Origin of the sequence: Spongiibacter tropicus DSM 19543 (assembly GCF_000420325.1) — a bacterium.
In the GTDB taxonomy this organism is placed as follows: Bacteria; Pseudomonadota; Gammaproteobacteria; order Pseudomonadales; family Spongiibacteraceae; genus Spongiibacter; species Spongiibacter tropicus.
In genome coordinates, this window is sequence record NZ_ATUS01000001.1 from 2424017 (window position 1) to 2448572 (window position 24556).

Consider the following 24556-nt stretch of genomic DNA (forward strand, 5'->3'; position numbering starts at 1 on the left):
ACTCGAATTGTAGACATAAAGCCTGCTACTGCCCAAGTTTCTGTGCAGTAGCTGTTCGGGTCGACCGAATATTGACGGCGATACCGTTAAACTGCGCCATGCCCGACACGGGTTCGATGGCATCGGGGCCGTCGGCGGCGAGAATATTGGCGTTGACGCCGCAGGTTTTACGGGCAACGCTCAGCCCGCTCGCGCTTTCGTGGCCCCAGCCGTGGGGCAGCGCGACAGTACCGGGCATCAGATCGTCGCTGACCGCAAGGCAAGCAATCACTGCGCCAATCTCATTGCTGACCTCCACCTCTTCGCCGTCATTTGCGCCGAGTTTTTGGGCGTCGTCAGGGTGGATATACAGGTAGTTTTGTCGGCGTTTGCCTTTGATGTAAGCGGGATCGTTGTGGGTCCAGCTATTGTGGCTGAAGCGCTCGCGTTTGGTGATCAGCTTAAAGCCGTCGCCGGATTGGCGGGCTTGTTCATACCTGTCGGCGAGTCGCTCGTTGGCGAGGTTCACCAGTAGCGCCGGAGCGAGCTGAACCTTGCCGTTGCGGGCCAGAACGCGTTTGCCCAAGTAGCTGTTGCCGTCAATGGCGGGCAGCGCAATGCCATGGGGATGCTTGCGCAGCGCGCCCAGTCCACCCAGTTTGCCGGCGCGGCTGATGAGTCCCAATAGTCGCTCGGGCATCGGCGTGAGTCGCGCCCCGAGTCCCGGTAGCTGCCCCAGTTTCTCGCCGATGTTCATGCTGCCCTGCAGCAGTCGGGAGCCAAACAGCGGCGCGCGGCAGTGCTTGGCTAGCTGGCGAATTATCCAGCTCTCGTCGCGGCAGTCGCCGGGTGGCGGCAGCAGGGCATTGGTATATTGAAACCACGGTTCCGGCATCAGACCGGAGAAGCTGAAGAAGGTGAAGGGAATGTCCGGGCGCTCGCTAAAATGCGTACCGGGCAGGAAGTAGTGCGCGTATTCGGCGGTTTCATTGCGCAGAATATCGACGGCGACCAGCAGTTCGAGGCTGGCGAGCGCTTTGGCGGTTTTGCGGCTGTTGGTGCTGGTGAGCAACGGGTTGCCGGCGATCACGAACAGGCCGCGAATGCGGTCCTGACCCTCTTCGAGAATTTCGTCAGCGAGCAACGGCGTGGGCAGGGTGCCGAGAAAGCTGCGGGTATGACCGATGCGCGAGTGAAATACCTGATCATCGGCGCCGGTGGTGGCCTTGGCGTAGTCGAATATCCCCCTTCCCATCAGGCTGCCGCCGCGTTTGTCCAGATTGCCACTCACGGCATTGATGCACTCCAGCAACCAGAAGGCGACGCTGCCATTGCTGCCCTGATTGATGCCGGTCGAGCCATAGAGGGCGGCGCCCTTCGCGCTGCCGTAACGCTGTACCAGTTTGCGAAGGCTATCCGCGCTGATGCCGGTAACGGCGGCCTGGCGCTCGGCGGTCCACGGTGAGACGAGGGCCTCCAGTTCTTCCAGCCCTTCCATGAATTGGCTTGCGCGCTTGCGATCGACGGCGCCCTGTTCAAACAGTTCGCGCAGGAAGGCGGCCAGAAAAAATACATCGGTATCCGGGCGAATAAAACATTGCTCGCCTAATGCTTTTGCGGTTTCCGTGCGTCGCGGGTTGATATGAATCACGCTGCCACCGCGCGCCTCTATGGCTTTCAGGCGACGGACCGGGTCGGGCAGATTGATGAAACTCATTTTCGACACCGAGGGATTGCTGCCCAGCATGATCAGGCAGTCGAGATGATCGATGTCGGGGAAGGTCAGTGCCATTGGTGAGCCGTACATGTGCTGGCTCACCAGAAACTTGTTATTGCAGTCCAGACTGCCGGTAGTGAAGAGCTTTCGGGTGCCGAGCCCCTGGGCAAAGCCGGTAAAGAAAATTGGCATCAGGGGGCTGAAGCTGATGGGGTTGCCAAAGTACAGGCCGAGGCTGTCGTCTCCGTGATCACCGCGCAGTTGGCGGACTTTTCGCCCGATTTCCTGAAACGCCTGTTGCCAGCTGATGGCGTGCCAGCGCTCCCCGTCGCGCTTCATTGGCGTGGTGATGCGGTCGGGGTTGTCGCGCATGTTCTGGAAGCTCAGTCCCTTGATACAGGCATAGCCTCGCGAGGCGACATGTTCAGTATCGGGCTCAATATGCGTGATGCGTTCGCCGTCGAGGCTGACGCGCAGACCGCACTGATTTTCGCAGATGCGGCAGAAGGTGGTTTTCTGCGTTGTGCTCATGGTGTGTCCCGGTGTTGTTATTGGTTTGGGCCGGATTCTTTATTCAGTATCACATAAAAACATTTCTCAAGAATGGTTTTTTGTTACACACTGTGTGTCAGGCAGCACAACGTGAATATCCATAATCCAATAATAAATGACGGTGTGGCGATGCTGCCCTGCTGTGTTGAACGGCCAGTCCCTCGTCATTTTGCTCAGCAATAGAGGTGATTAGCCGTGACCGACGATATGCGTCCCACCCCAAAACTCAGTAACCCCGAAGAGGTACGTCAGCGGCTGGAGAGCTGGCTGGCGGAGACGGTGTATCCCGGCTCGGCGGTGCGTATCTGTGACTTCGAGATTCCGGAAAACAACGGTATGTCGAATATTACGGTGATGCTGAGCTGTGAAGTTGATGGTGGAGAGCGCCGCGACATGGTGGGGCGCTTGCAGGCTCAGGGTGATGCGCTGGTGTTTCCCGACTACGACTTGCCACTGCAATATGCGGTGATGGATATGCTCGGTGGGGTGCCCGGCATTGCGGCACCTGCGCTGGTTGCACTGGAAGGCACTGGGCAGGTGCTGGGTATGCCGTTTTACATCATGGCAAAAACACCCGGTTTGATTCCTCCGGATATTCCTCCTTACCACATGGATGGCTGGCTCTGTGAGTCTACGCCCGCTGAACGCAAGCAGGTCTGGAACGCCGGAGTGGATATGATGGCTGCGCTGCACAACTTGCCTGTTGATCGACCGCCGCTGAAAGCGTTCATTGATGAACATACGTTTCCCAAGAGTCTGGCCGAGCAGCTTGCGTACTGGCGTCACTACCTGAGCTGGGCGTTGGGTGATCGCCGCAGTCCAGCTTGTGAAACTCTGCTGACCTGGCTGGAGGGACATCAGCCGGCAGAACAGACGCGCCGCCTGTGTTGGGGGGACTCGCGCATGGCGAATGTGATTTTCAGTGAAGATAAAACCCGCGTCGCCGCGTTGTTGGACTGGGAAATGCTCTGTATGGGCGATCCCGTGCAGGACCTTGCCTGGTGGATTTTTATGGACGAAATGTTCAGCCATGGCCTGGGTGTTCCGCCGCTGGAAGGCATTCCGGGACGGGAGCAGAGTGTGCAGCGGTGGCGTGAGAAGACCGGGCTGAGCGCCGATGAACTGCATTATTACCTGGTTTTTGCCGGGATGCGGATCTCGGTGATGTTGGCGCGCATGTCGCTGGCCACCGGCGACGGCAGTATGGTTGAGGGCGGTTTTGCGATCGACTATTCACTGAAGGTACTCGGCGAGGCTGACGAGCAGTGACGCAGCCACAGCCACTCGGCAGGCAGGCACAGAAAACCCAGCAAACGCAGGAAAACATTCTGTCGGCGGTGGTCTCGCTGATCTGTGAGGGGGGATATGCGGCTGCCACCTCGAGCCAGATTGCCGAGCGTGCCGGCGTGAGCTGGGGGGCGGTTCAGCACCAGTTCGGCAGCAAGGAGCGTTTGCTGCTGCAGGTTATTCAGCGCTCATTCGATACGCTGAATGCCAGTCTGGCGGCCCCCTCACTCCGGGAGGGAGGCCTGGATAAACGTATCAGCAGCTTTGTCGACACTCTTTGGCAGCATCACAGCAAAGACATTGGCTGGGCATCGCTGGAAATTCTGCTGGCATTGCGGCGCGAGCCGCGTACCCAGCAGCAGGCCAAGCTGGCCTCGCTGGGAATCAGCGAGAGCTGTACGGCAAGTATGCGTGAGATTTTTGCCGACTGTACGCTGGCCGACGATCAGGTGCTTGATGCGCTGATTTTTGTGCACTCTGCGTTGCAGGGGCTCAGTATTCAAGATGTGTTCGACGTAGAGCCCGATTACCTTGCGCGCCATATCCGGCGGCTAAAACAAGTGCTGTACGCCATGTTGAGTGGCTACTGACCAATAATAAAAATGGGGTGTGCTATGCAGCAATTTGACGATCGCGTTGCGGTTATTACCGGCGCGGCCAGTGGTATAGGTCTGGCTATTGCCCGCCATGCGGCGGAGTTGGGGATGCATCTGGTGCTGGCGGATATTGATGAGCTGGCGTTGGTTGAGGCGGCGAAATCGCTGAATTTAAAAAGCGAGCGACGACTCCTTTGCAGACAGCTTGACGTGAGCAAGGCGGCATCAGTGCAGGCCCTGGCCGACGCGGCGTTTGATAGCTGCGGGCAGGTGGACTTGCTGTTCAATAACGCCGGCGTTGGGGGTGGCGGGAATGTGTGGGAGCTGGATGAGGACTACTGGCAGTGGGTGCTGGGTGCGAATCTTTGGGGGGTTATCCACGGTATTCGTTCCTTTACCAGCCGGATGATGGCTCAAGGCAGCGGCCATATCATCAATACCGCGTCGGTGGCCGGCTTGATGTCTGCGCCGGGCACTGCGCCGTATACCGTGAGCAAACACGCGGTTGTCGCCTTGTCTGAAGTCTTGCTTGGCGATCTGAAAAACGCCGGGTCGGCCTTGGGGGTGAGTGTGCTGTGCCCGTCGTTTGTCGACACCAAGATTTACGCGGCGGCGCGCAACCGGCCACTGCCGGAGACCTTGCGCAATGATCCAGATTACCAGCGTGAGCAGCGCGACATGGAAGCCTTGGCGGCGGCATTCTTTGAAACCGCGCAGTCACCAGCCACGGTGGCCGAGCAGCTTTTCGACGCGATCCGGCAGCGGCAATTTTATGTGCTGACTCACGCGCAGGGGTCGCGGGAGCAGGTTGCACAGCGGATGGATGACATTATGAAAGGTCGCGAGCCGGGTAGCGCCGGTCCTGTGGCGTTTCCCATGGTGTGAGGGGATGAGTATGGAGACAGTCAAGAATAAGGTCGCTGTGGTTACCGGGGCCGGCTCGGGAATTGGTGAAGCTATCGCCCGCGAGGCGGCGGCTCGGGGCATGTCGGTGGTTGTGGCGGATATTGATGAGGCGGCTGCCGAGCGCGTGGCAGGCGAGTTGAGCGCCAGTGGCGCCCAAGCCATTGCTGCGCAGGTCGATGTCAGCAACCTGGTCTCGGTAGAAACGCTCAGACAGACGGCCATTGATGCCTTTTCGGCGGTGCACCTGCTTTGTAATAACGCTGGAGTGTGGGTTGGAGCGCAGATGGCTGACGCGGATATCCGCGATTGGCGCTACCTGATTGACGTCAATCTTTATGGCGCAATCCACGGGGTGAAGGTGTTTTTGCCTGACATGCTGGCCAGTGGCGAGGGGCATATTGTCAACACGGCTTCGATGGGTGGCTTGTTATCCGGGCCACCGGAGGGACTGTACTGCACCACCAAGTTTGCCATTGTCGGTTTGTCGGAATCACTGTTGCTGGAAGTGGCTGATAAGGGAGTGGGTGTGTCGGTGCTGTGTCCGGGGTTGGTGAATACGGCCTTGATTGAAAGTTCTGCCCGACTGCGTCCATCTGCCTTGCAGCACGGGCGCAAACACGATGTGGTCGCTCCGGCGGTAGAGACCGGCATGTCGCCGCAGGAGCTGGGACGACGGGTGATCGATGCCGTGATCGACGGTGACTTCTACATCATTACACACCCAGAATACCGCGACATTCTCGCCATGCGGCACGCGGGGATTCTCGATGCATTGGATAGACAGGCGGAGCGCTACGGTTGATGTCATACATACATGTTGATGTGCGGGAGTTTGGTGGGCCGGAGTGTCTGGAGGTCGTGGAGGACGCGCAGTTGCCGGAGCCGGGGCCGGGGCAGGTTCGCGTCAAGGTACTCACGGCGGGAACCGGCTTTACCGACACTATTATTCGCCAGGGGCAGTATGTGCAGGTCAAGGATAAGCCGCCGTTCACGCTGGGCTATGACTGGTTCGGCCTTGTCGACAAGCTGGGCGAGGGCGTCTCCGCACTTCGGGTCGGGCAGGCTGTGGCTGACCTGTCGGTGATCGGGGGGTATACCCAATACCTGTGTGTGGATGCCGAGCAGCTGGTGCCCGCCCCCGATGGGCTTGAACCTGCGGCGGCGGTGGCGATGTTGCTGTCGTACACGACGGCCTACCAGATGCTGACTCGCTATCGAGAGATTCCTGCAGGAAGTCACTGCCTGGTGCATGCCGCTGGTGGTGCTGTCGGCTCTGCGTTGATGGAGCTGGGGCAGTTGATGGGGCTGAACATGATCGGTACGGCGTCGTCAGGCAAGCATGCATTGCTGCGCCGTTTTGGGGGCATTCCCATCGATTATCGGCATCAGGATTTTGTTGAGGAAGTGGGGCGCCTGACCGGAGGGAAGGGTGTCGATGTGGTATTTGACACCATCGGTGGTAAAAATTGGTCGCGTTCCTATCGCTGCCTCAAGCGCGGCGGCCTGTTAGTGGGATTTGGTGCGCTCCAGCTCACCACCGGTGAGGAGCGTGTGCCAAGCTTGCTTTGGGGTTTTTTCAAACTGCTGCTTGGCTGGAAGCTCATTCCTGATGGCAAATCCTCCTGTTTTTACAATATCCAAAGCCGCCGCGAGGCCAAGCCCGATGAATTTAAGGCCGATGTCGCTGCGTTGTTCGCCTTGCTTGCCGAGGGCAAGCTGTCGCCAGCGATCGACTGTGTGATGCCGTTGCGCGACGCCGCGGAAGCTCACCGTCGTATTGATGCGGCGCAGGTGACCGGCAAGATTGTTCTCGACTGCCAGTCAGCGTAAGCCACCCCCCTGAACCCGGTCTTTTCCCTTGCTGTGATGCTGGCTAGCCTGCGGTAAAAAATCACTGCAAGGGAATACCCATGAAAAACTGGATTACGCTTCTGTTTACCTTGGCGCTGGTGACCGCTTGCGCCAGTCCCGGCGACCCGACGGGGGCGGAAGCCAGCAAGCGCGGTCGTGTAGACAGCAAAAACACCCAGAATATCGCTGACAAAAAGCAGGTTTATATCGGGGATTTTCGCGTGTCATTTATCCTTCGGGACAAGGACGGTACCACGGCGAAAAACTCCATGTTTGATCGCCGGGCCGACAAAGGCGATTACGCGAAGTCCTTTATGAGTGCGCGTCTGACCGGGGTTTCCGAGGACGTGTTCCAGCAGATTACTGACCAGGCCTATGAAGACTTTCGTCAGCGGCTCGCGGCCAGCGGTTATACGGTGCTGAACCGTTCCGGTCTCGAGGCGAGCAAGGCCTGGAATAAGGTGAGTAAGGAAGAGAGCCCCAATCCTCCTTACGCAAAGGCCTTTGACAACAGTACCTCGTCGAAGCTGATGAAAGGGGTGCTGGGCGTAGGTCATGTCGACGCAATCACTTTCGCGCCCAGTTCAATGGAGATGGTTAAAGCCTCCAGTACTATGATGTTCCCCTACCAGTATGGTGTTGCTTCTGAGGAAGTGGGTAAGCCGCTGGTGAGTGCTCACTACACTGTGCACTTTGCCTGGTTCGGTGGTGAGTCCGATGTGACGATGAACTACCTCACCAATGAGCGGGAAATGTCGGCAGAAACGACGATGGGGCAGGGCATTCAGGTCATTCCGGGGGCGGCGGTGGTGTTTACGCTGGATCAGGGCGGCACGTTCAGTAAAAGCGGCTATGTCTCCTTGAAAGATCCGGTGGTGGTCGCCGGTGCCTACGGTGTGAACGAAGACACCACCAGTGGCGCGACGAAAGCGGTGAATGCCTTGAGTTCAACATTGGGCTTCTTCAGTGGCAAGACCACCTCCAGCAAGGAAATTTCGGTGAAAGCGACCCCCGCCTATTACAAGCAGGGCGTATTGCGGGCGCTGTCTGAGGCCAACGGTCGTCTGTTGAAAGAACTGCCCTAAGGGAATTGGCGCCGCAAGGCGGCGCCTTTTTTGGGCTTATGTGGCTGGTGGCTTACAGAAAAAGTCGACGGCGCGATGGATCGCTTCGTGAATGGGGCGCGGCTGCCAGTGCAGTTCGCGCATGGCTTTGTCATGGCTCATCGGGCTCATGATATGCATGAGCCGAAGTGACTGCCGACACAGTTTCAGGTCTTTGCCGGTCAGGCGGCGGGCAATATCTCCCATGGTCGCAATGCCGTACATCAACGGCAAGGGCAGCGCCACCGCCGGTGGCATTTGGCCCGCATAGCGTGCCGCGTGGCGATATAGCTCAGCCATGTCGGCATAGCGCTCTGAAATAATGTATCTCTCCCCGATGCGGCCGTGTTTGCCTGCCTGGACAAGCGCCGAAGCGGCATCTTCTATCGCCACCACTTCTGCTTTGGTACCGGCAATCACGGCTGGCAGTTTACCCTGAGCGGCTTTTCTCACCAGATCGCCGTGGGGTGTGGGTTGCCAATCTTGAGCGCCGTAGGTGTTCGCAACGCAGAGAACAATGGCGTTGAGCTGACCGTTTTTTACGCACTCCAGTACCGCATTTTCGGCTTCAACCCGGCTTTTGATATAACCGCCACCCTGATCCTGCCAGTTACAGGCCAGCTTCTCGTCAGCCAGCCCGCTGTCGACGCGGCCAATGGTGCCTATCGTGCTGGTAAACACAAATCGTTCCAGCGGGTGCTGGCAGAAGACGGCGAGCGCCTGTTTCAGTCGCTGTACATTGGTTTCAAACAGCGGTGCCGGGTCGAGCAGCCAGGCTCGGGTATCGACAATGCAGTAATACACATGTGAGACACCTTGCAGCGCGGTGTGGAGGCTCTCGGGGTGATCGAGGTCAATGTGGGCAACTTCGCAGTCGAGGCCCTGCAGTGCGCGCAGATCTGCGGTGGCTCGCAGGCCTGCCCGCACGGTGTTCCCGGCCTCCAGCAGCTGGCGCACGACGTGCGATCCCAGAAAGCCGTTGGCGCCCACGACCAGATGGGTATTTTCCATAAGCGCAGAATCCCTGTTATGTCATTTTTATGGATCGCAGCCAGTGTAGTTGATGATCACTATTTACGCTGGGAGATCGCCGCAAATGCATGTTCGATTGCCTCAAAGGCAGGTATAATCGCGGGCTTTCTAATATCTGCTCGCCATGAAGAAGGTGACAGATTCAATTCGTCCATCTTCCGAGCGACCCTGTATGTCAGATTCTATTTCCGCGTTGCGCAATATCGCGATCATCGCCCACGTTGACCACGGCAAAACCACACTGGTGGACAAGCTGTTGAGCCAGTCCGGTACGCTTGATCGCCGCAACCAGGATGCCGAGCGCATCATGGACTCCAACGACCAGGAAAAAGAGCGCGGTATCACCATCCTGGCCAAGAATACGGCGATTCGCTGGAACGACTATCGTATTAACATCGTGGATACCCCTGGACACGCCGACTTCGGTGGTGAGGTCGAGCGCGTGATGTCGATGGTGGACTCGGTATTGCTGCTGGTCGACGCGGTAGACGGCCCCATGCCGCAAACCCGCTTTGTGACCCAGAAAGCTTTCGAGCGTGGCCTGAAGCCGATTGTGGTCGTTAACAAGGTTGACCGCCCCGGTTCGCGTCCGGACTGGGTAATCGATCAGGTCTTTGATCTGTTTGACCGCCTCGGTGCCACCGATGAGCAGTTGGACTTCCCCATTGTGTATGCGTCGGCACTGAATGGTGTGGCGGGCATGGAGCCGGATCAACTGGCGGATGACATGACGCCGCTGTTTGAAATGATCGTGGATAAAGTCCCCGTGCCTGAAGTCGATATTGACGGCCCGCTGCAAATGCAGATTTCGGCGCTGGACTACAACAGCTATGTGGGTGTTATCGGTGTGGGCCGTATTACCCGCGGCAGCATGAAGCCCAACGAGCAGGTTGTGGTGGTTGGTGCTGACGGCAAACAGCGCAAAGGGCGCGTGTTGACCATTATGGGTTACCACGGGCTGGAGCGCGTGGAAGTTGAGCGTGCTCAAGCGGGCGATATTGTCTGTATCACCGGTATTGAAGGCCTGAATATTTCCGACACGCTGTGTGCGCCGTCGACCCCTGAAGCGCTGCCGCCACTGAGTGTGGATGAGCCTACTGTCAGCATGACTTTCCAGGTCAACGACTCGCCGTTTGCAGGTAAAGAAGGAAAGTTTGTCACCTCGCGCAATATCAAAGATCGCCTGGATCAGGAGCTGATCCACAATGTGGCACTGCGCGTTGAGCAGGGCGACAGTCCCGACAAATTCAAGGTTTCCGGTCGCGGCGAGCTGCACCTGTCAGTACTGATTGAAACCATGCGCCGCGAAGGCTTTGAGTTGGGTGTTTCCCGCCCCGAAGTGGTACAGAAAGAAATCGACGGTGTTCTGCAAGAGCCGTACGAGCAGGTAGTGATTGATGTGGAAGAGCAGCATCAAGGCGCTGTAATGGAAGAGTTGGGCCTGCGTCGTGCTGAGCTGACCAACATGGAGCCCGATGGCAAAGGTCGCGTGAAGCTGGAATTTATTGCGCCGGCTCGCGGCCTGATTGGTTTCCGTGGCCAGTTCCTGACGCTGACTTCTGGCAGCGGCATTATGACCACCGTCTTCGATCACTACGGTGAGGTGAAGGGCGGTGAAATGGCCGGTCGCCAGAACGGTGTCCTGGTCTCTATGGTCAAAGGCAAGACACTGGCCTACGGCCTGTTTAATCTTCAGGATCGCGGTCGTCTGTTTCTCGGTCATGCCGAAGAGATCTACGAAGGCCAGATTATTGGTCTGCACAGCCGCAGCAACGACCTGGTGGTAAACCCGACCAAGGCCAAGCAGCTGACCAACGTGCGAGCGTCCGGTACCGACGATGCGCTGACGCTGACGCCGCCAGTCCGTCACACACTCGAGCAGGCGCTGGAATTCATCGAGGACGACGAGCTGGTCGAGGTGACACCCAAAAGCATTCGCCTGCGCAAGAAGCTGCTGACCGAAAACGAGCGCAAACGCGCCGCCAAGTAAACGCCAAGGCAGTCGGTGCGGCAGGCGCCGCCCGACTGCGCTACACTGACAGGCAACCTTGTTGTTGTCTGCTCAGGCGTGGTTATGCTGGCTCTATATCCCGATATCAAACCTTATAAAACGCAGCACCTGTCGGTGCAGCCCCCTCATCAGCTTTATATTGAAGAGTCCGGCAACCCGGATGGCATTCCGGTGCTGTTCGTGCACGGTGGGCCGGGCGGGGGTTGCAGTCCCAAGGGGCGCTGTTTTTTCGACCCCGATGTGTATCGCATCATCCTGTTTGATCAGCGCGGCTGTGGTCGCTCAACTCCCCATGCCTGTCTGGACGAGAATCATACCTTGGCGCTGGTCGAGGACATGGAGGTCATCCGCGAGCATTTGGGCGTTCACCAATGGATGCTGTTCGGCGGTTCCTGGGGTTCCACGCTGAGTCTGGTATACGCCCAGCGCTACCCGAAGCGGGTGCTGGCGATGATACTCCGGGGAATTTTTCTCTGCCGCCCGCAGGACCTGCAGTGGTTTTATGCAGAGGGCGGGGCCAGTCGTTTATTCCCCGATTACTGGCAGGAATTTGACGAAGCCGCACACCGCCAAGGCGATGAAAATTGGATGGAAGCCTATCATCGGCAACTGCACGGTGATAATGAGTTGGCCCGCATGTCGGCAGCCAAAGCTTGGTGTCACTGGGAGGCACGTTGTTCGACGCTGCGCCCCAGCCATGATCTGGAGGCCCAGATTATGGATACCCACAGTGCGGTGGCGATGTCGCACATCGAAAATCATTTCTTCCTCAACGACGCTTTCCTGCTGGCGCAGCGGCAACTGGAAAACCTCGACGCCATTGCGGAGATTCCCGGCGTGATCGTCCACGGCCGCTACGATATGATTTGTCCGCTCGATAATGCCCAGTATCTTCACGAGCGCTGGCCGGCTTCAGAGCTGTTGGTCGTACGCGAGGCGGGGCATTCTGCCTTCGAGCCCGGCATTACCGATGCACTCATAAAAGCTACCGAGGAAATTGCCGTACTGCTGGCGAGGCAGTTTAACGGCGAAGGTGCCTGAGTATTTAGCAAACCCGTCAGGAGTACGATGAAAGCCTTATTGCAGCGTGTGCGTCAGGCCCGTGTGGATGTGAATGCGCAGTGTGTGGGAGAAATTCAGCAGGGGCTGCTGGTGTTTCTCGGTGTGGAACGGGGAGATGATGCCGGTCGGCTGGAGAAGCTGCTTGAGCGTATTCTCAACTATCGAGTGTTTGCCGACGAAGATGGCCGGATGAATTTATCGCTACGAGATATCGGTGGCGGCATTCTACTGGTTTCCCAGTTCACGCTGGCGGCGGAGACCAGCAAAGGGCGCCGTCCCGGCTTTTCTACTGCAGCGGCTCCGGCGGATGCCGAGGCCTTATATGAGCAGGGGCTGGCCTGGTTGCGAGCGCGCCACGAGAACGTCGCGTGCGGGCAGTTCGGGGCGGATATGCAGGTGCGTCTCGTCAACGACGGCCCGGTAAGCTTTCTGCTTGAACAATAGTTCAGGCAGACTCGTGGAGGTGGCTGTAGTTCCCTGTTTTGTCTGTTTTTTCCTGATTTCGAATCCTGCGTCACAAAGTCATCTCTGTCGGGGAACGCTGTTCTCTGTTCGCGTCTAAAGGGCATCTTCATCCCAAAAGGAGAGAGCTCATGAATCGACAAACATTGAAAATCACCCTGCCACTGGTGCTGCTGGGTATTGGTTTTAGCAGCCCGCTGCTCGCCAAGGAATTCAGCTACAACTATGCCGAATTGGGTGTGGCTGATGTGGAAGTGGACGATAACGATGGCGACTATATCTACGGCGGGGGTTCGCTTTCACTGAATAGTGATGTTTTCATTCGCGGCTCGCTTGGCTCGCTGGATTTTGAGCCGGGTGAGGCCGATGTCATCAGTCTGGGGGTTGGTCACCCCATGTCGATTTCCCAGCGCAGTGATCTGGTGCTGGCGGTGGACTACAGCTATCTTGATCCCGATCGCGGGAGCGGTGATAGCGATACGCTGACGGCGAGTGCCATGTCGCGTACCTGGTTGACCAATAATGTCGAAGGTAACCTCTATGGCGGTTTTGCCTATGCCGACTACGATCGCGGCGATGACAGCGGTGCGATTCTCGGTGCGGGCATTCGCCTTTATGTCGCTCCCCAGATTTCTGTGGCAGCCGACTTCCGACGCAGCTTTGTCGGCGATCTGGATACCGACTCTATTGGTATCAGCGGCCGCGTACAGTTTTAATCCTGTATAAACGTTGCACATAAAAACGGCGCCTTGCAGGCGCCGTTTTTATGTCTGCGCGAAGCTGCCTAGTCACTCTGGCTGTTGTAGCCTTCGACGCGTTGCTGGAATCGCTGCTTCTTCCGATAGGGGAACACATCTGCCACAAAGCCGTCGCGGATTTTTTGTTGCAGACTTTGCCAGTACCCTGGGTCATACAGGTCGCTGTGCAGCTCGTCGAAGACTTTTTTGGCGCGCTGGTTCCCGGAAAAGAACAGGCGGAATTCCTCCGGGAAAACGTCCTCGGGCTTCACCTCGTACCAGGGCTGGGTGGCCATCGCCTGCTCCTCGGTTTTCGGCTCGGGGAGTTTGCGGAAGTTGCAATCTGTCAGCGGGCAGATTTCATCGTAGTCATAGAATACGACTCGACCGTGACGGGTGACCCCGAAGTTTTTCAGCAACATATCGCCGGGGAAAATATTACCGGCGGCAAGTTGCTTAATCGCGGTGCCGTACTCGTCCATGATGCTGTAAAGCTGTTGCTCATCGCAGTCTTTCAGGTACAGGTTGAGCGGTGTCATTTTGCGCTCGATGTACACGTGTTTGAGGATCAGCACGTTACCATTTTCCTCAACCAACGAGGGCGCTTCCTTGTAGAGCTCTTCAATCAGCTCGTCAGAGAAGCGGCGGCGATCAAAGGCAAGGTTGTTGAACTCTTGGGTGTCGGCCATGCGACCACCGCGATCCCAGCGTTTAACCAAGCTATAACACTTTTTAACATGCTCTCGTGTCATTTCCTTGGGCGGTGTAAACCGGTCTTTAATCACCTTGTATACATAGCCAAAATCCGGGCGGGTGAACACGAGCATGACCATGCCTTTGATGCCCGGCGCGATGACATAAGGAGCGTCACTTTCCAGCGTGTCGGCCACAGCGAAACGGAAGAATTCGCTCTTGCCGTGTTTCTGCATGCCGATGGCGTTATACAGCTCGAAGGTTTCCTTGTGGGGCATCAGCCGTTTCAAAAAGGCGACATACTCCGAGGGAATGGAGGCGTCGACCATAAAATAGCTGCGGCTGAAGCTGAACAGAATCGAGATGTCGTCGGGGTCGTAGAGCAGGGTATCCACATACAGTGGGCCCTCTTCCGAGTGCAGGATCGGCAGCACAAAGGGCAGGCTGAAACTGCCGCTGTAAACGCGGCCCACGAGATAGGCGGCCTTGTTGCGGAAGAACAGCGATTCCAGGGTTTCCACCCAGATGTCGCCCGTGCCGCGGGGAATGCGAGGGATCAATTCGTCGTTGACGACATTCATCATAAAGTTGATGTCGCGCTCCTGGTCTTCCCAGGGCGTATTGAACTCACAGTCATCGAGCATCTGGCGGATAATCGACGAGCCATTTTCACCGTTGAAGTGATAGCGGCGCAGGATCGAGTCGCTGTCCATCGGTCCTCGGTGGCCGACGGAGGTGGTGGCAAAGGTGTGCTGGTCGCGTATTTTTTCGTGCTTGAACACGTAGCAGTAAATCGAGTTAAAGAAAGACTGGGCGATTTCGAAATTGTCGTGATTTTGAATCAGCTCAGCGTATTCCTGCTTGGCGATTTCCCAGTGATCCCGGTTTTCTACGCTGCCGCCGGTAATGGTGTAGGCAGCTTCCGCCACAATAACCCGCTTTTGCTTCCAGAGGTTCAATCGCGCCTGCATTGCCGCTTGGGAGGCATGCCAGTCAGCGGCTTCGAATCGCGCCTGCGCACCCAGCGTGATGTTTTTGAATTCGGCAAAAAACGCATCAAAGCCATTCAGAATGGCCATGGCGAGGCGACGGGTAACAGCAGTCATTGCGAGGGTCTGTCCTGTGGGCCGTTGGTCTGCGTGCAGTCTGCCCGACTTTTATGGAAAAACGAAGCCCGGCCATCGGCCGGGCGACGTGTTTTACAGGAAGCAGTCGGCCATCACTTCCCGTGCTTCTGCTTGCTGGCAGTTGAGGATCATGGTGCCGACTTCGCCGCGTTGCTCGGCCGCTTTCCAGTCTTTGGCGCGCTCGCGAATGCGGGCTTCAGGGCCAACCATGGCAATTTCATCTACCAAATCATTGGGAATGGCATCGCGGGCTTCGTCTTTTTTACCGGCCAGGTACAGATCCTGTACTTTTTCAGCCGCGTCGCCGTAACCCATGCGCGTGGCGTAGTCGGTATAGAAGTTTTTACCCTTGGCGCCCATGCCGCCTATGTAAAGAGCCAGGAAGTCCTTGATGAAGTAGCGGCAGCCATCGAGATTGTCATCCATGATGACGCCGACAAAGGGGGCGACATCGAAGTCGGCTTTCGTGCGCCCGCTTTTTTCCAGGCCTTTATTGATGCTGGGCTCCAGTACGGAATACTTCTCCGGGCTCATCCACACCGGGAACACACCGTCGGCCACTTCAGCAGAGGCTGCGACGCCTGCCGGAGTTATCGAGGCGGTGTAAATCGGGATGCTGGGGTCGCCGTGCAAAATGGATTTCAGTGGCTTGCCCAGGCCGGTAGTGCCTTCCCCTTTGTTTGGCATCTGATACATTTTGCCGTCGAATTCTACTGGGCCTTTGCGTTCAAAGATCTGCTTCATGATCTGGATGTATTCGCGGGTGCGGGTGACTGGCTTGCCGTAAGGCACGCCGTGCCAGCCTTCGACGACCTGGGGGCCGGAGGCGCCGAGACCGACAATAAAGCGACCATCGGAAAGGTGGTCCAGGCTCATGGCGGTCATGGCTGCCATCGCCGGAGAGCGTGCTGGCATTTGCATGATGGCGGTGCCGACTTTAATTTTGTCGGTCTGAGCCAGAATCCAGGCGGCGGGAGTGACGGCGTCAGAGCCGTAGGCTTCTGCTGTCCACACTGAGTCGAAGCCCAATGATTCCGCGTGTTTGATATCGTCCATGGGCAATTTCAATTTAGCGCCCGAGTATCCCAGTAGTAGTCCCAGTTTCATGGTGTGCATCCTGTTATTGTGACGTCATTGTCGCGGGGTGGGAGTGTTGCTCCCCCGCAGTTGGTTTAGCTTACCAGCGCTTTTTCGGCGAAGATAACACCGGTTTCGTCAGCGTAGGCAAAGTCGCCAGGGGCGATGGTAATGCCGCCAAAGTGCAGCGGGACATTCAGTTGCCCCTCGTTACGCTTGTCAGTTTTGCGCGGTACGCTCCCCAGTGCCAGGACACCCAGTGACATGGGGGCAATTTCTTCTACGTCGCGCAAATAGCCGTAAATAATAATGCCGGACCAGCCGTTTTTCACCGCCGCGCCCGCCAGGTTATCGCCCAATAATGAGCGACGTGGGGACGCGCCGCCATCAACGACCAGCACGCGGCCATCACCGGGTTGTTTGACCTGTTCGGCTACCAGCGAATTATCTTCAAAGCATTTGATAGTGACCACTTCGCCGCCAAAGTGATGGATGGCGCCGTAGTGTTTCAGTGACAGTTCCAGTACGCGAACGTCGTCGCCGTGTTCGTCGCAGAGGTCGGGGGTGGATATGGTCATTGCAAACTCCCTGTGTTGCGGTGGTTATGGCGCTGATGAATAGATACAAAAAAAGGGGCGACATCGCTGCCGCCCCTTTTTATACACCAATTGCCGATTAGATGTTCTCGAACTGGCCCATGGTGTTGTCTTTACCGCCAGCTTTCAACGCAGCGTCACCAGCAAAGTACTCTTTGTGATCGTCACCGATGTTAGAACCAGCCATATCCTGGTGCTTAACGGTCGCGATGCCTTCGCGGATTTCTTTGCGCTGTACGCCGCCAGCATAAGCCAGCATGCCTTGGTCACCGAAGTAGCCTTTCGCCAGTTGATCAGTAGACAGTGCCGCAGTGTGGTAAGTCGGCAGAGTGATCAAGTGGTGGAAAATACCGGCTTCACGAGACGCGTCGGCCTGGAAGGTGCGGATCTTCTCGTCAGCGGCTGCCGCTAGATCTGTGGCGTCGTAGTCGGCGCTCATCAAGCGAGCACGATCGTAGGCAGAAACGTCTTTGCCCTCAGCTGACCACGCGTCAAAGATTTGCTGACGGAAGTTCAGGGTCCAGTTGAACGATGGGCTGTTGTTGTAAACCAGCTTCGCATTGGGTACCACTTCGCGAATGCGGTTTACCATGCCGCCGATTTGGCCAACGTGAGGTTTCTCGGTTTCGATCCACAGCAGGTCGGCACCGTTCTGCAGGCTGGTGATACAGTCCAGAACAACGCGGTCTTCGCCAGAGCCTTCTTTGAAGCAGAACAGGCCGCTTTGCAGACGCTTGGGCTTGAGCAGTTTGCCGTTAGATTTAACAACCACGTCGCCGTTTTGGATTTCGTCAGCGCTAGTGATGTAATCGCCATCGAGGAAAGCGTTGTATTGGTCGCCCAAGTCGCCCGGCTCGTTGGTAACCGCGATTTGCTTGGTCAGGCCAGCACCCAGAGAGTCAGTACGAGCAACGATTACACCGTCGTCGATACCCAGCTCCAGGAACGCGTAGCGTACCGCGCGGATTTTCGCCAGGAAGTCGGCGTGAGGAACAGTAACTTTACCGTCCTGGTGGCCACACTGCTTCTCGTCAGAAACCTGGTTTTCGATTTGGATACAGCAAGCACCCGCTTCGATCATTTGCTTGGCCATCAGGTAAGTCGCTTCCGCGTTACCGAAGCCTGCGTCGATGTCAGCAATGATGGGCACAACGTGAGTTTCGTAGTTGTCGATCTTGCTGATGATCTCAGCTTCTTTTGCGCTGTCGCCAGCGTCGCGAGCGGCATCCAGATCGCGGAACAGGTGGTTCAGTTCCCAAGCGTCGGCTTGTTTCAGGAAGGTGTACAGCTCGCGGATCAGGTCAGCAACGGTGGTTTTCTCGTGCATAGACTGGTCGGGCAGAGGGCCGAACTCGCTACGCAGTGCAGCAACCATCCAGCCAGACAGGTACAGGTAACGCTTGTCGGTGTGGCCGAAGTGCTTTTTGATAGAGATCAGCTTTTGCTGACCGATGAAGCCGTGCCAGCAGCCCAGAGATTGAGTGTACTTGGCAGTGTCAGCATCGTAGTCGGCCATGTCTTTGCGCATGATGCCGGCAGTGTATTTGGCGATGTCCAGGTGCGTTTTGAAACGGTTCTGGGTTTTCATACGAGCCGCGTACTCGGGAGTGATGTCTCTCCAGCCGCTTCCCATTGCTTCGCGCAGGCTAGCGATAGCCTCGATGTCTTTTTGATACTGTGACATGGTCGATCCCTTCCTAAAGTGAGGACAAGTGATAGTGACGGAGGGAAGTGTAGGAGGAATTTTAAGATTTACCTAATTTATAGTTTTTATGATCGTTATTTTTATTGAGAATTATAAATTCTGGTGATCATGATTCTACCTGTTATAACAAAATGGCTGGATGCGAGGTGCTGCTTCCTTTCTGTAGGGATCGACTTGAAGTCGCTTCATTCATTTGTGAAATAACAATAATAATATGGATAAATTTGTAGAATTATCCCCCGCTGGCTAGGATGTGGGCTACATTAGGTGAGGGATTACCCATTTCACCGTTTTCCAATGAGCGTCGCTAACCAGTTTTAAGGAGTTCCCATGTCTGCGTCGACCAACCGGGTTCAGCATAGTGGTTTACAAATTGCCGAGCTGCTTTATCGCTTGGTCAATGAGGAGATCGCTCCGGGCACCGGTGTGGACACCGATAAGTACTGGACGGCTTTTGCAGGCATTATCCGTGACCTGGCGCCCCGCAACCGGGAACTGCTTGCCAAGCGCGACGCTATTCAGGCTCAGATCGACCAGTGGCACCACGACAATGCCGCTAACTTCGATGCGGCCGCTTACAAGCAGTTCCTGAGCGACATTGGCTACCTGCTTCCCGAACCCGCTGATTTTAGCATTGCTACGGAAAACGTAGACGACGAGATCGCCACCTTGGCTGGCCCTCAGCTGGTTGTACCGGTAATGAATGCTCGTTTCGGACTCAATGCTGCCAACGCGCGTTGGGGTAGCCTCTACGATGCATTATACGGCACTGATGTTATTTCCGAAGAAGGTGGCGCAGAGAAGGGCAAAGCTTACAATCCGGTGCGTGGTGACAAAGTCATTGCCTACGCTAAAGCTTTTCTGAATAAGCATGTTCCGCTTGCGGCGGGCAGCCATGCCGACGCCACCGCATATTGCATCGACAACGGCAGTCTGCGGGTAACGCTGAAAGACGGTTCAACAACAGGCCTGCAAAGCCCTGAGAAATTTACCGGCTATATGGGCAGTGCTGAAGCGCCCAGCAATGTGCTGCTGATTAACAATGGTCTGCACATCGATATTCAAATTGATGGCGAGCACCCTATTGGCAAGACCGACGCGGCACGAGTGAAGGATGTTTGCCTGGAGGCAGCGCTGACCACCATTCAGGACTGTGAAGACTCCGTGGCTGCCGTCGATGCTGACGACAAGGTTGTGGTCTATCGCAACTGGCTGGGTCTGATGAAGGGTGACCTGGAGGAGCGTTTCGAAAAGGGCGGTAAAACCCTGACCCGCCGCATGGTGGAAGACCGTGTATTCACCGCGCCTGACGGCAGTGAGAAAACCTTGCACGGCCGCTCGCTGCTGCTCGTGCGCAACGTTGGCCACCTGATGACGAACGAAGCCATTCTGGATGCCGATGGCAATGAAGTGCCGGAAGGCATTATGGATGCCATGGTTACAGTGCTGGCTTCCATGCACGACTTGCAGGGTAACGGTCGTGTTCGCAACTCGCGTAAAGGCAGCGTGTACATCGTTAAGCCGAAAATGCACGGCCCCGAGGAAGTGGCTTTCGCTGCCGAGCTGTTCAGCCGCGTAGAAGATGCTCTCGGACTGGCTCGCAACACTCTGAAAATCGGCATTATGGATGAAGAGCGCCGCACTACGGTTAATCTTAAGGCCTGTATTGCCGCAGCCAAAGAGCGCGTGATCTTCATCAATACTGGCTTCCTGGATCGCACCGGCGACGAAATTCACACCAGCATGGAAGCGGGCGCCTTCGTGCGCAAAGCCGACATGAAGCAGCAGGCGTGGATCAGCGCCTACGAAGACTGGAACGTGGATATCGGTCTGGCTTGTGGCTTGAGTGGTCGTGCGCAGATCGGTAAGGGCATGTGGGCGATGCCCGATGAAATGGCGGCAATGATGGAGGCCAAAATCGGTCACCCGAAAGCCGGTGCCAACTGTGCCTGGGTACCATCACCCACCGCGGCGACGCTGCATGTGATGCACTATCACGACGTGAATGTGCGCAGCCAGCAAGAAGAGATTGCTAAGCGTCAACGCGCATCACTGGACGATATTCTGACCTTCCCGGTTGCGGCTGAGACCAACTGGTCCGCCGAGGAAATTCAGAACGAACTGGACAACAATGCACAGGGGATTCTGGGCTACGTGGTTCGCTGGATCGACCAGGGTGTTGGCTGTTCGAAAGTGCCGGATATTAACGATGTAGGCCTGATGGAAGACCGCGCAACACTGCGTATCTCGAGCCAACACATTGCCAACTGGCTGCGCCATGGCATCTGCACAGAAGAGCAGGTGATGGAGACCATGAAGCGTATGGCGGCCGTCGTTGATCGTCAGAACGCCGGTGATGCGGCTTACCTCAACATGGCTCCCAATTTTGACGACAGTGTGGCCTTCCAGGCCGCCTGCGAGCTGGTCTTCGAGGGCTGCAAACAGCCCAACGGCTACACCGAGCCGGTTCTCCACCGCCGTCGTATTGAGTTCAAGGCGAAGCACGGCGCCTAAGCGCCGCCGCCACTTTTTCCTGTCAGTGAGGCTTGGCCCGGTTCTTCCGGGCCTTTTTTTGTCTGATATTCGGCCACGAGTGTCGCAGGCGCGTCAGCAATGCTGGCGAGCTGGCGATAAAATGAGCATAATCACCCTGTGTTATGCAGCCCTTCGGAGCTATTCCTATCATGAATTTATCGCGTATCGATCTCAACCTGCTGGTGTATCTGGATGTGTTGCTGCGGGAAAAGAATGTGACGCGCGCGGCTGAGCAATTGGGCATTACTCAGCCTGCATTGAGTAATGGCCTGCGCCGCCTGCGTGATCTGTTCAACGATCCGCTGCTAGTGCGTACCAGTGAGGGCATGACGCCCACCGAGCGAGCGCTGGAGCTTCAGCCGCAGGTGCGAAATATTCTGGCTTCGGTGGAGCAGGCGGTGCTGCCGGTTTCCGACTTTGAGGTGACTCGCAGCAATCGGGTGTTCAGGGTGATGGCCAGCGATTATGCCGAGTCTACGCTGCTGACGCGTTTGCTGTTCAAGCTCCGGGATGAGGCACCGAATATCACTTTGGATATCCTCACGCCCTCCGACGTGACCTTTCAGGACCTGGAGCAGGGCAAGATTGATATGGCGGTAAACCGCTTTGATCGCCTGCCGCAGTCATTTCACCAGGCGACGGTATGGCGAGACAGCTTCTCCTGCCTGATGAGCAGCGAAAACAAAGCCTTGGAAAATTTTGATATGGAGGCTTTTCTGGCCGCGCCACACATCTGGGTGAGTAAAACCGGCATGGGTGTGGGGCGTGGTATGAGTCATCGCGACAGTCAGCGTTTGGGCTGGGTCGACGAGGCCTTGGCTGAAGTGGGGCACGAGCGGCAGATTCGCGTGTTTACCCGCCACTATCAAGTTGCCGCGCTCTTGGCTCGCCATCCTGATCTCATTGCGACGCTGCCTACTCAGGTTGCCAAGTTGTATGCGGATGACTCTCGCCTGGCAGTGCGCAAACCGCCGTTTATGATCATTCCCATCGAGTTGAAGTTGGCGTGGAGCCCGCTGTTGCAACACGACCCAGGCCATATCTGGCTGCGCCGCCGCATTGTTGATATGGGGCAGGAGATGATCGAGCACGGATGAGCTTGGCAAAAGTCCCGGAAAGTCGGCTCTCAGCGGGCCCGCGGGGTGACCTCGGCGGGTAAAGCTGTCATGCTTGCCGCCTCATTTTAACGGGAGGTTCCCATGAACATTGCCAACGATTGCGTGGTGGCATTTCACTACACGCTCACCGACGACAACGGGGTAGAGCTGGATTCATCTCAGGGCGGTGAGCCGCTCGCATACCTGCACGGCCACGGTGGTATCATCCCCGGGCTGGAGCGCGAACTGGAAGGCAAAGTTGCCGGCGATGCACTGAAAGTGACAGTTCAGCCTGCTGATGCCTACGGCGAAGTGAACCCAGAGCTGGTTCAAGCTGTTCCTCGCGACGCTTTCCAGGGTGTGGACCAGATCGAAGTTGGCATGCAGTTCCAAGCCCAGGGTGCGGGTGGCCAAGTACAGTTGGTCGTAGTAAAAGCGGTGGACGACGAAAATGTTACCGTTGATGCCAATCATCCTCTGGCGGGTCAAACACTGCATTTTGATGTCAATATCGCCGACGTTCGCGAAGCATCTGCAGAAGAGATTGAGCACGGCCACGTGCATTAATCGTTTGCCGGACTGGAGTTCTTCCTGTCCGGCTGCCTTCCCCCCCTTTTTGCCGCACTGGCAAGAAATCTGCTTAACGTCTTCCCATCTCAGTGCATCGCACTGTCAAAAAGATCGGTTACGCTGTGCCTGAGTGTCGGCGGACTGAGCGACCGGGAGGGACAAGCCATGTCGGATTTGACCGGAATTGATGAGTTTCTGCGCAGCGAATCGTTGCCAGCCAGCTATTGCCAGCAGGTCGACCAGTATTTTCTACCCTTTATTCAGCGCTGGTTGGCTGTCGAGTTGTCGGCGCCGAAAGTGCTGGGTATCCACGGGGCACAGGGCAGCGGTAAGTCTACCCTTGCTGCCTTTTATCAGTGGTATTTGCGGCGTCATTGCGGCAAGCGAGTTGCCTGCCTCTCGCTGGACGATTTTTATCTGCCGCGCGGTGAGCGCCTGCGTCTTGGTAGTCATCAGCATCCGCTGTTGGCTACACGCGGTGTGCCGGGCACGCATGACCTGCCGCTCGCGTTGGGAACACTGGAGGACTTGCGCGCGGGTCGCCCCACGGCACTGCCGCGGTTCGATAAAGCGCGGGACGATCGTTGTGAAGTCGTTGACTGGCCGCGTGTTGGCGCTGTGGATGTCATTATTTTGGAGGGTTGGTGCCTCGGGGTGCCGCCGCAGGCGGAATCAGAGCTCGTCGATCCTATTAATGCACTGGAAGCCGAGGAAGATAGCGATGGCCGCTGGCGGCGCTGGGTCAATGATCAGCTTGCCGGGAGCTATCAACAGCTGTTTGCGGAGCTTGACTGCTTGCTGATGTTAAAAGCGCCAAGCTTCGACTGTGTTGCGAGCTGGCGGGAAGAACAGGAGCAGAAAATGGCGGCCCGGCGTGCCGGTGATGACAGCGCTCACTTTATGAGTTCGGCTGAAATTCTCCGCTTTGTCAGTCATTATGAACGCCTGACCCGACATGCATTAAGCGTATTACCTGCGCGAGCCGATGCGGTGATGACGATGGATGAGCACCGCAGTATTGTTTCGTTGAGCTACAAAGGGAGTCCTGGGTGACCGCAAACACCGCCGTTTTTACCGACCTTGATGGCAGCCTTCTCGATCATGATAACTATTCCTTTGCCCCTGCGGCAGAGGCCCTGGCAACGCTGGATGACCAGCAAATTCCCTGGATACTTAATACCAGCAAAACGGCCGCTGAGCTGGCAGAGCTGCGCCAGCATCTGAATAATCCCTACCCGTATATTGTTGAAAATGGCGCTGCGGTGGTTTTTCCAGAGAACGCCGTGGTGGCGGAGCCTGAGGGCCTGGAGTCATCGCCTTGGGGGAAAGTCAAAGCGCTGGCTCCCGGGCGTCAGCATATTCTGCGTGTGATTCGAGACTGGCGTGAGGAACATGGCCCGGTTTTCACCGGATTTTCCGATATGGGCGCACCGAAAGTGTGCGAGCTGACCGGCTTGCCCCCGGAGGGGGCGGTGTTGGCACTGCAGCGCGAGTATTCTGAGCCGATTGTATGGCAGGGAAGTGATGCCAACTGGCAGGCATTTTCTGACATGCTTGCCGCTGAAGGCTTGCAGGCACTTCGTGGCGGGCGGTTTACTCACATCATTGGTGACTGCGACAAGGGGCGCGCCATGCGCTGGCTGGCGCCCAGATTAATTCCCGGGTGTACTGCGCCACGCTGTATTGCACTGGGGGACGGGGAGAACGATGTCGCCATGCTTGCACTGGCGGACGAAGGGGTGATTATCCGCTCTGCCCACCATGAGCCGCCACTCGTGCCGGCTCCCTCAGGGCGGATACACATTACCGACGAATGTGGTCCGGCGGGGTGGAATAGCAGTTTGTTGGCCTTGTTATAAGC

21 protein-coding genes are annotated in these 24556 nt (G+C 56.9%); 15 read left to right on the forward strand and 6 right to left on the reverse strand.

What is annotated here, in order from left to right; genetic code table 11:
* Nucleotides 1-25 precede the first annotated feature (25 nt).
* The gene (locus G411_RS0111420; protein ID WP_022959341.1) at nucleotides 26-2227 is read right to left on the reverse strand and encodes a molybdopterin-containing oxidoreductase family protein; all 2202 of its coding nucleotides are present in this window, start codon (nucleotides 2225-2227) and stop codon (nucleotides 26-28) included.
* A 216-nt stretch (nucleotides 2228-2443) separates the two neighbouring features.
* Between G411_RS0111420 and G411_RS0111425 the strand changes: the two genes are divergently transcribed.
* From G411_RS0111425 to G411_RS0111450, 6 genes are all read left to right on the forward strand, one after another.
* Nucleotides 2444-3517: a phosphotransferase family protein gene (locus G411_RS0111425; RefSeq protein ID WP_022959342.1), complete on the forward strand. Its 1074-nt coding sequence runs from the start codon at nucleotides 2444-2446 to the stop codon at nucleotides 3515-3517.
* The gene (locus tag G411_RS21500; RefSeq protein WP_022959343.1) at nucleotides 3514-4125 is read left to right on the forward strand and encodes a TetR/AcrR family transcriptional regulator; all 612 of its coding nucleotides are present in this window, start codon (nucleotides 3514-3516) and stop codon (nucleotides 4123-4125) included. The genes G411_RS0111425 and G411_RS21500 overlap by 4 nt, the downstream gene beginning before the upstream one ends.
* A gap of 24 nt (nucleotides 4126-4149) precedes the next feature.
* The gene (locus G411_RS20245; protein WP_022959344.1) at nucleotides 4150-5016 is read left to right on the forward strand and encodes an SDR family NAD(P)-dependent oxidoreductase; all 867 of its coding nucleotides are present in this window, start codon (nucleotides 4150-4152) and stop codon (nucleotides 5014-5016) included.
* 10 nt (nucleotides 5017-5026) lie between these two features.
* Nucleotides 5027-5839, forward strand: coding sequence for an SDR family NAD(P)-dependent oxidoreductase (locus G411_RS20250; protein ID WP_037509195.1), 813 nt, complete (start codon nucleotides 5027-5029; stop codon nucleotides 5837-5839).
* Nucleotides 5839-6867 (forward strand): medium chain dehydrogenase/reductase family protein, encoded by a 1029-nt coding sequence (locus tag G411_RS0111445; protein ID WP_022959346.1) that lies wholly within the window; start codon nucleotides 5839-5841, stop codon nucleotides 6865-6867. Before G411_RS20250 ends, G411_RS0111445 begins: the two co-directional genes overlap by 1 nt.
* A gap of 80 nt (nucleotides 6868-6947) precedes the next feature.
* Nucleotides 6948-7973 (forward strand): hypothetical protein, encoded by a 1026-nt coding sequence (locus G411_RS0111450; RefSeq protein ID WP_022959347.1) that lies wholly within the window; start codon nucleotides 6948-6950, stop codon nucleotides 7971-7973.
* A gap of 36 nt (nucleotides 7974-8009) precedes the next feature.
* Here G411_RS0111450 and G411_RS0111455 read toward each other — a convergent pair whose 3' ends face one another.
* The gene (locus G411_RS0111455) at nucleotides 8010-9002 is read right to left on the reverse strand and encodes an NAD-dependent epimerase/dehydratase family protein (protein WP_022959348.1); all 993 of its coding nucleotides are present in this window, start codon (nucleotides 9000-9002) and stop codon (nucleotides 8010-8012) included.
* Nucleotides 9003-9195: 193 nt separating this feature from the next.
* Here G411_RS0111455 and typA point away from each other — a divergent pair, with 193 nt between their 5' ends.
* From typA to G411_RS21505, 4 genes are all read left to right on the forward strand, one after another.
* Entirely contained in the window at nucleotides 9196-11013 is a 1818-nt protein-coding gene (typA, locus tag G411_RS0111460) for a translational GTPase TypA (protein ID WP_022959349.1), read from the forward strand.
* A gap of 84 nt (nucleotides 11014-11097) precedes the next feature.
* The gene (gene pip / locus G411_RS0111465; RefSeq protein ID WP_022959350.1) at nucleotides 11098-12075 is read left to right on the forward strand and encodes a prolyl aminopeptidase; all 978 of its coding nucleotides are present in this window, start codon (nucleotides 11098-11100) and stop codon (nucleotides 12073-12075) included.
* A gap of 27 nt (nucleotides 12076-12102) precedes the next feature.
* Nucleotides 12103-12540, forward strand: a complete 438-nt coding sequence (dtd, locus tag G411_RS0111470) for a D-aminoacyl-tRNA deacylase (protein ID WP_022959351.1) — start codon at nucleotides 12103-12105, stop codon at nucleotides 12538-12540.
* A gap of 149 nt (nucleotides 12541-12689) precedes the next feature.
* On the forward strand, nucleotides 12690-13274 hold the full coding sequence (locus G411_RS21505; protein WP_022959352.1) for a hypothetical protein: 585 nt from the start codon (nucleotides 12690-12692) through the stop codon (nucleotides 13272-13274).
* Nucleotides 13275-13342: 68 nt separating this feature from the next.
* Here G411_RS21505 and aceK read toward each other — a convergent pair whose 3' ends face one another.
* The 4 genes from aceK to G411_RS0111495 all read right to left on the reverse strand — a co-directional run bounded on the left by aceK (nucleotide 13343) and on the right by G411_RS0111495 (nucleotide 18472).
* Nucleotides 13343-15094, reverse strand: coding sequence for a bifunctional isocitrate dehydrogenase kinase/phosphatase (aceK, locus tag G411_RS0111480; RefSeq protein ID WP_022959353.1), 1752 nt, complete (start codon nucleotides 15092-15094; stop codon nucleotides 13343-13345).
* A gap of 93 nt (nucleotides 15095-15187) precedes the next feature.
* Nucleotides 15188-16222 (reverse strand): LLM class F420-dependent oxidoreductase, encoded by a 1035-nt coding sequence (locus tag G411_RS0111485; protein WP_022959354.1) that lies wholly within the window; start codon nucleotides 16220-16222, stop codon nucleotides 15188-15190.
* Nucleotides 16223-16287: 65 nt separating this feature from the next.
* A complete protein-coding gene (rraA, locus tag G411_RS0111490) occupies nucleotides 16288-16770 on the reverse strand; it encodes a ribonuclease E activity regulator RraA (protein WP_022959355.1) in 483 nt (160 codons plus the stop codon).
* Between the two features lie 97 nt (nucleotides 16771-16867).
* Complete coding sequence (locus tag G411_RS0111495; protein ID WP_022959356.1) at nucleotides 16868-18472, reverse strand: isocitrate lyase; 1605 nt, start codon at nucleotides 18470-18472, stop codon at nucleotides 16868-16870.
* Nucleotides 18473-18823: 351 nt separating this feature from the next.
* Here G411_RS0111495 and G411_RS0111500 point away from each other — a divergent pair, with 351 nt between their 5' ends.
* From G411_RS0111500 to G411_RS0111520, 5 genes are all read left to right on the forward strand, one after another.
* Complete coding sequence (locus G411_RS0111500; protein ID WP_022959357.1) at nucleotides 18824-21007, forward strand: malate synthase G; 2184 nt, start codon at nucleotides 18824-18826, stop codon at nucleotides 21005-21007.
* Nucleotides 21008-21177: 170 nt separating this feature from the next.
* Nucleotides 21178-22125 carry a LysR family transcriptional regulator gene (locus G411_RS0111505; RefSeq protein WP_028968368.1) on the forward strand — a complete coding sequence of 316 codons (948 nt, stop codon included), beginning with the start codon at nucleotides 21178-21180 and terminating at the stop codon, nucleotides 22123-22125.
* Between the two features lie 102 nt (nucleotides 22126-22227).
* Complete coding sequence (locus tag G411_RS0111510; RefSeq protein ID WP_022959359.1) at nucleotides 22228-22692, forward strand: FKBP-type peptidyl-prolyl cis-trans isomerase; 465 nt, start codon at nucleotides 22228-22230, stop codon at nucleotides 22690-22692.
* A 168-nt stretch (nucleotides 22693-22860) separates the two neighbouring features.
* Entirely contained in the window at nucleotides 22861-23748 is an 888-nt protein-coding gene (locus tag G411_RS0111515) for a kinase (RefSeq protein ID WP_022959360.1), read from the forward strand.
* Nucleotides 23745-24554, forward strand: a complete 810-nt coding sequence (locus G411_RS0111520) for an HAD-IIB family hydrolase (protein WP_022959361.1) — start codon at nucleotides 23745-23747, stop codon at nucleotides 24552-24554. The genes G411_RS0111515 and G411_RS0111520 overlap by 4 nt, the downstream gene beginning before the upstream one ends.
* The last annotated feature ends 2 nt before the right edge of the window (nucleotides 24555-24556 follow it).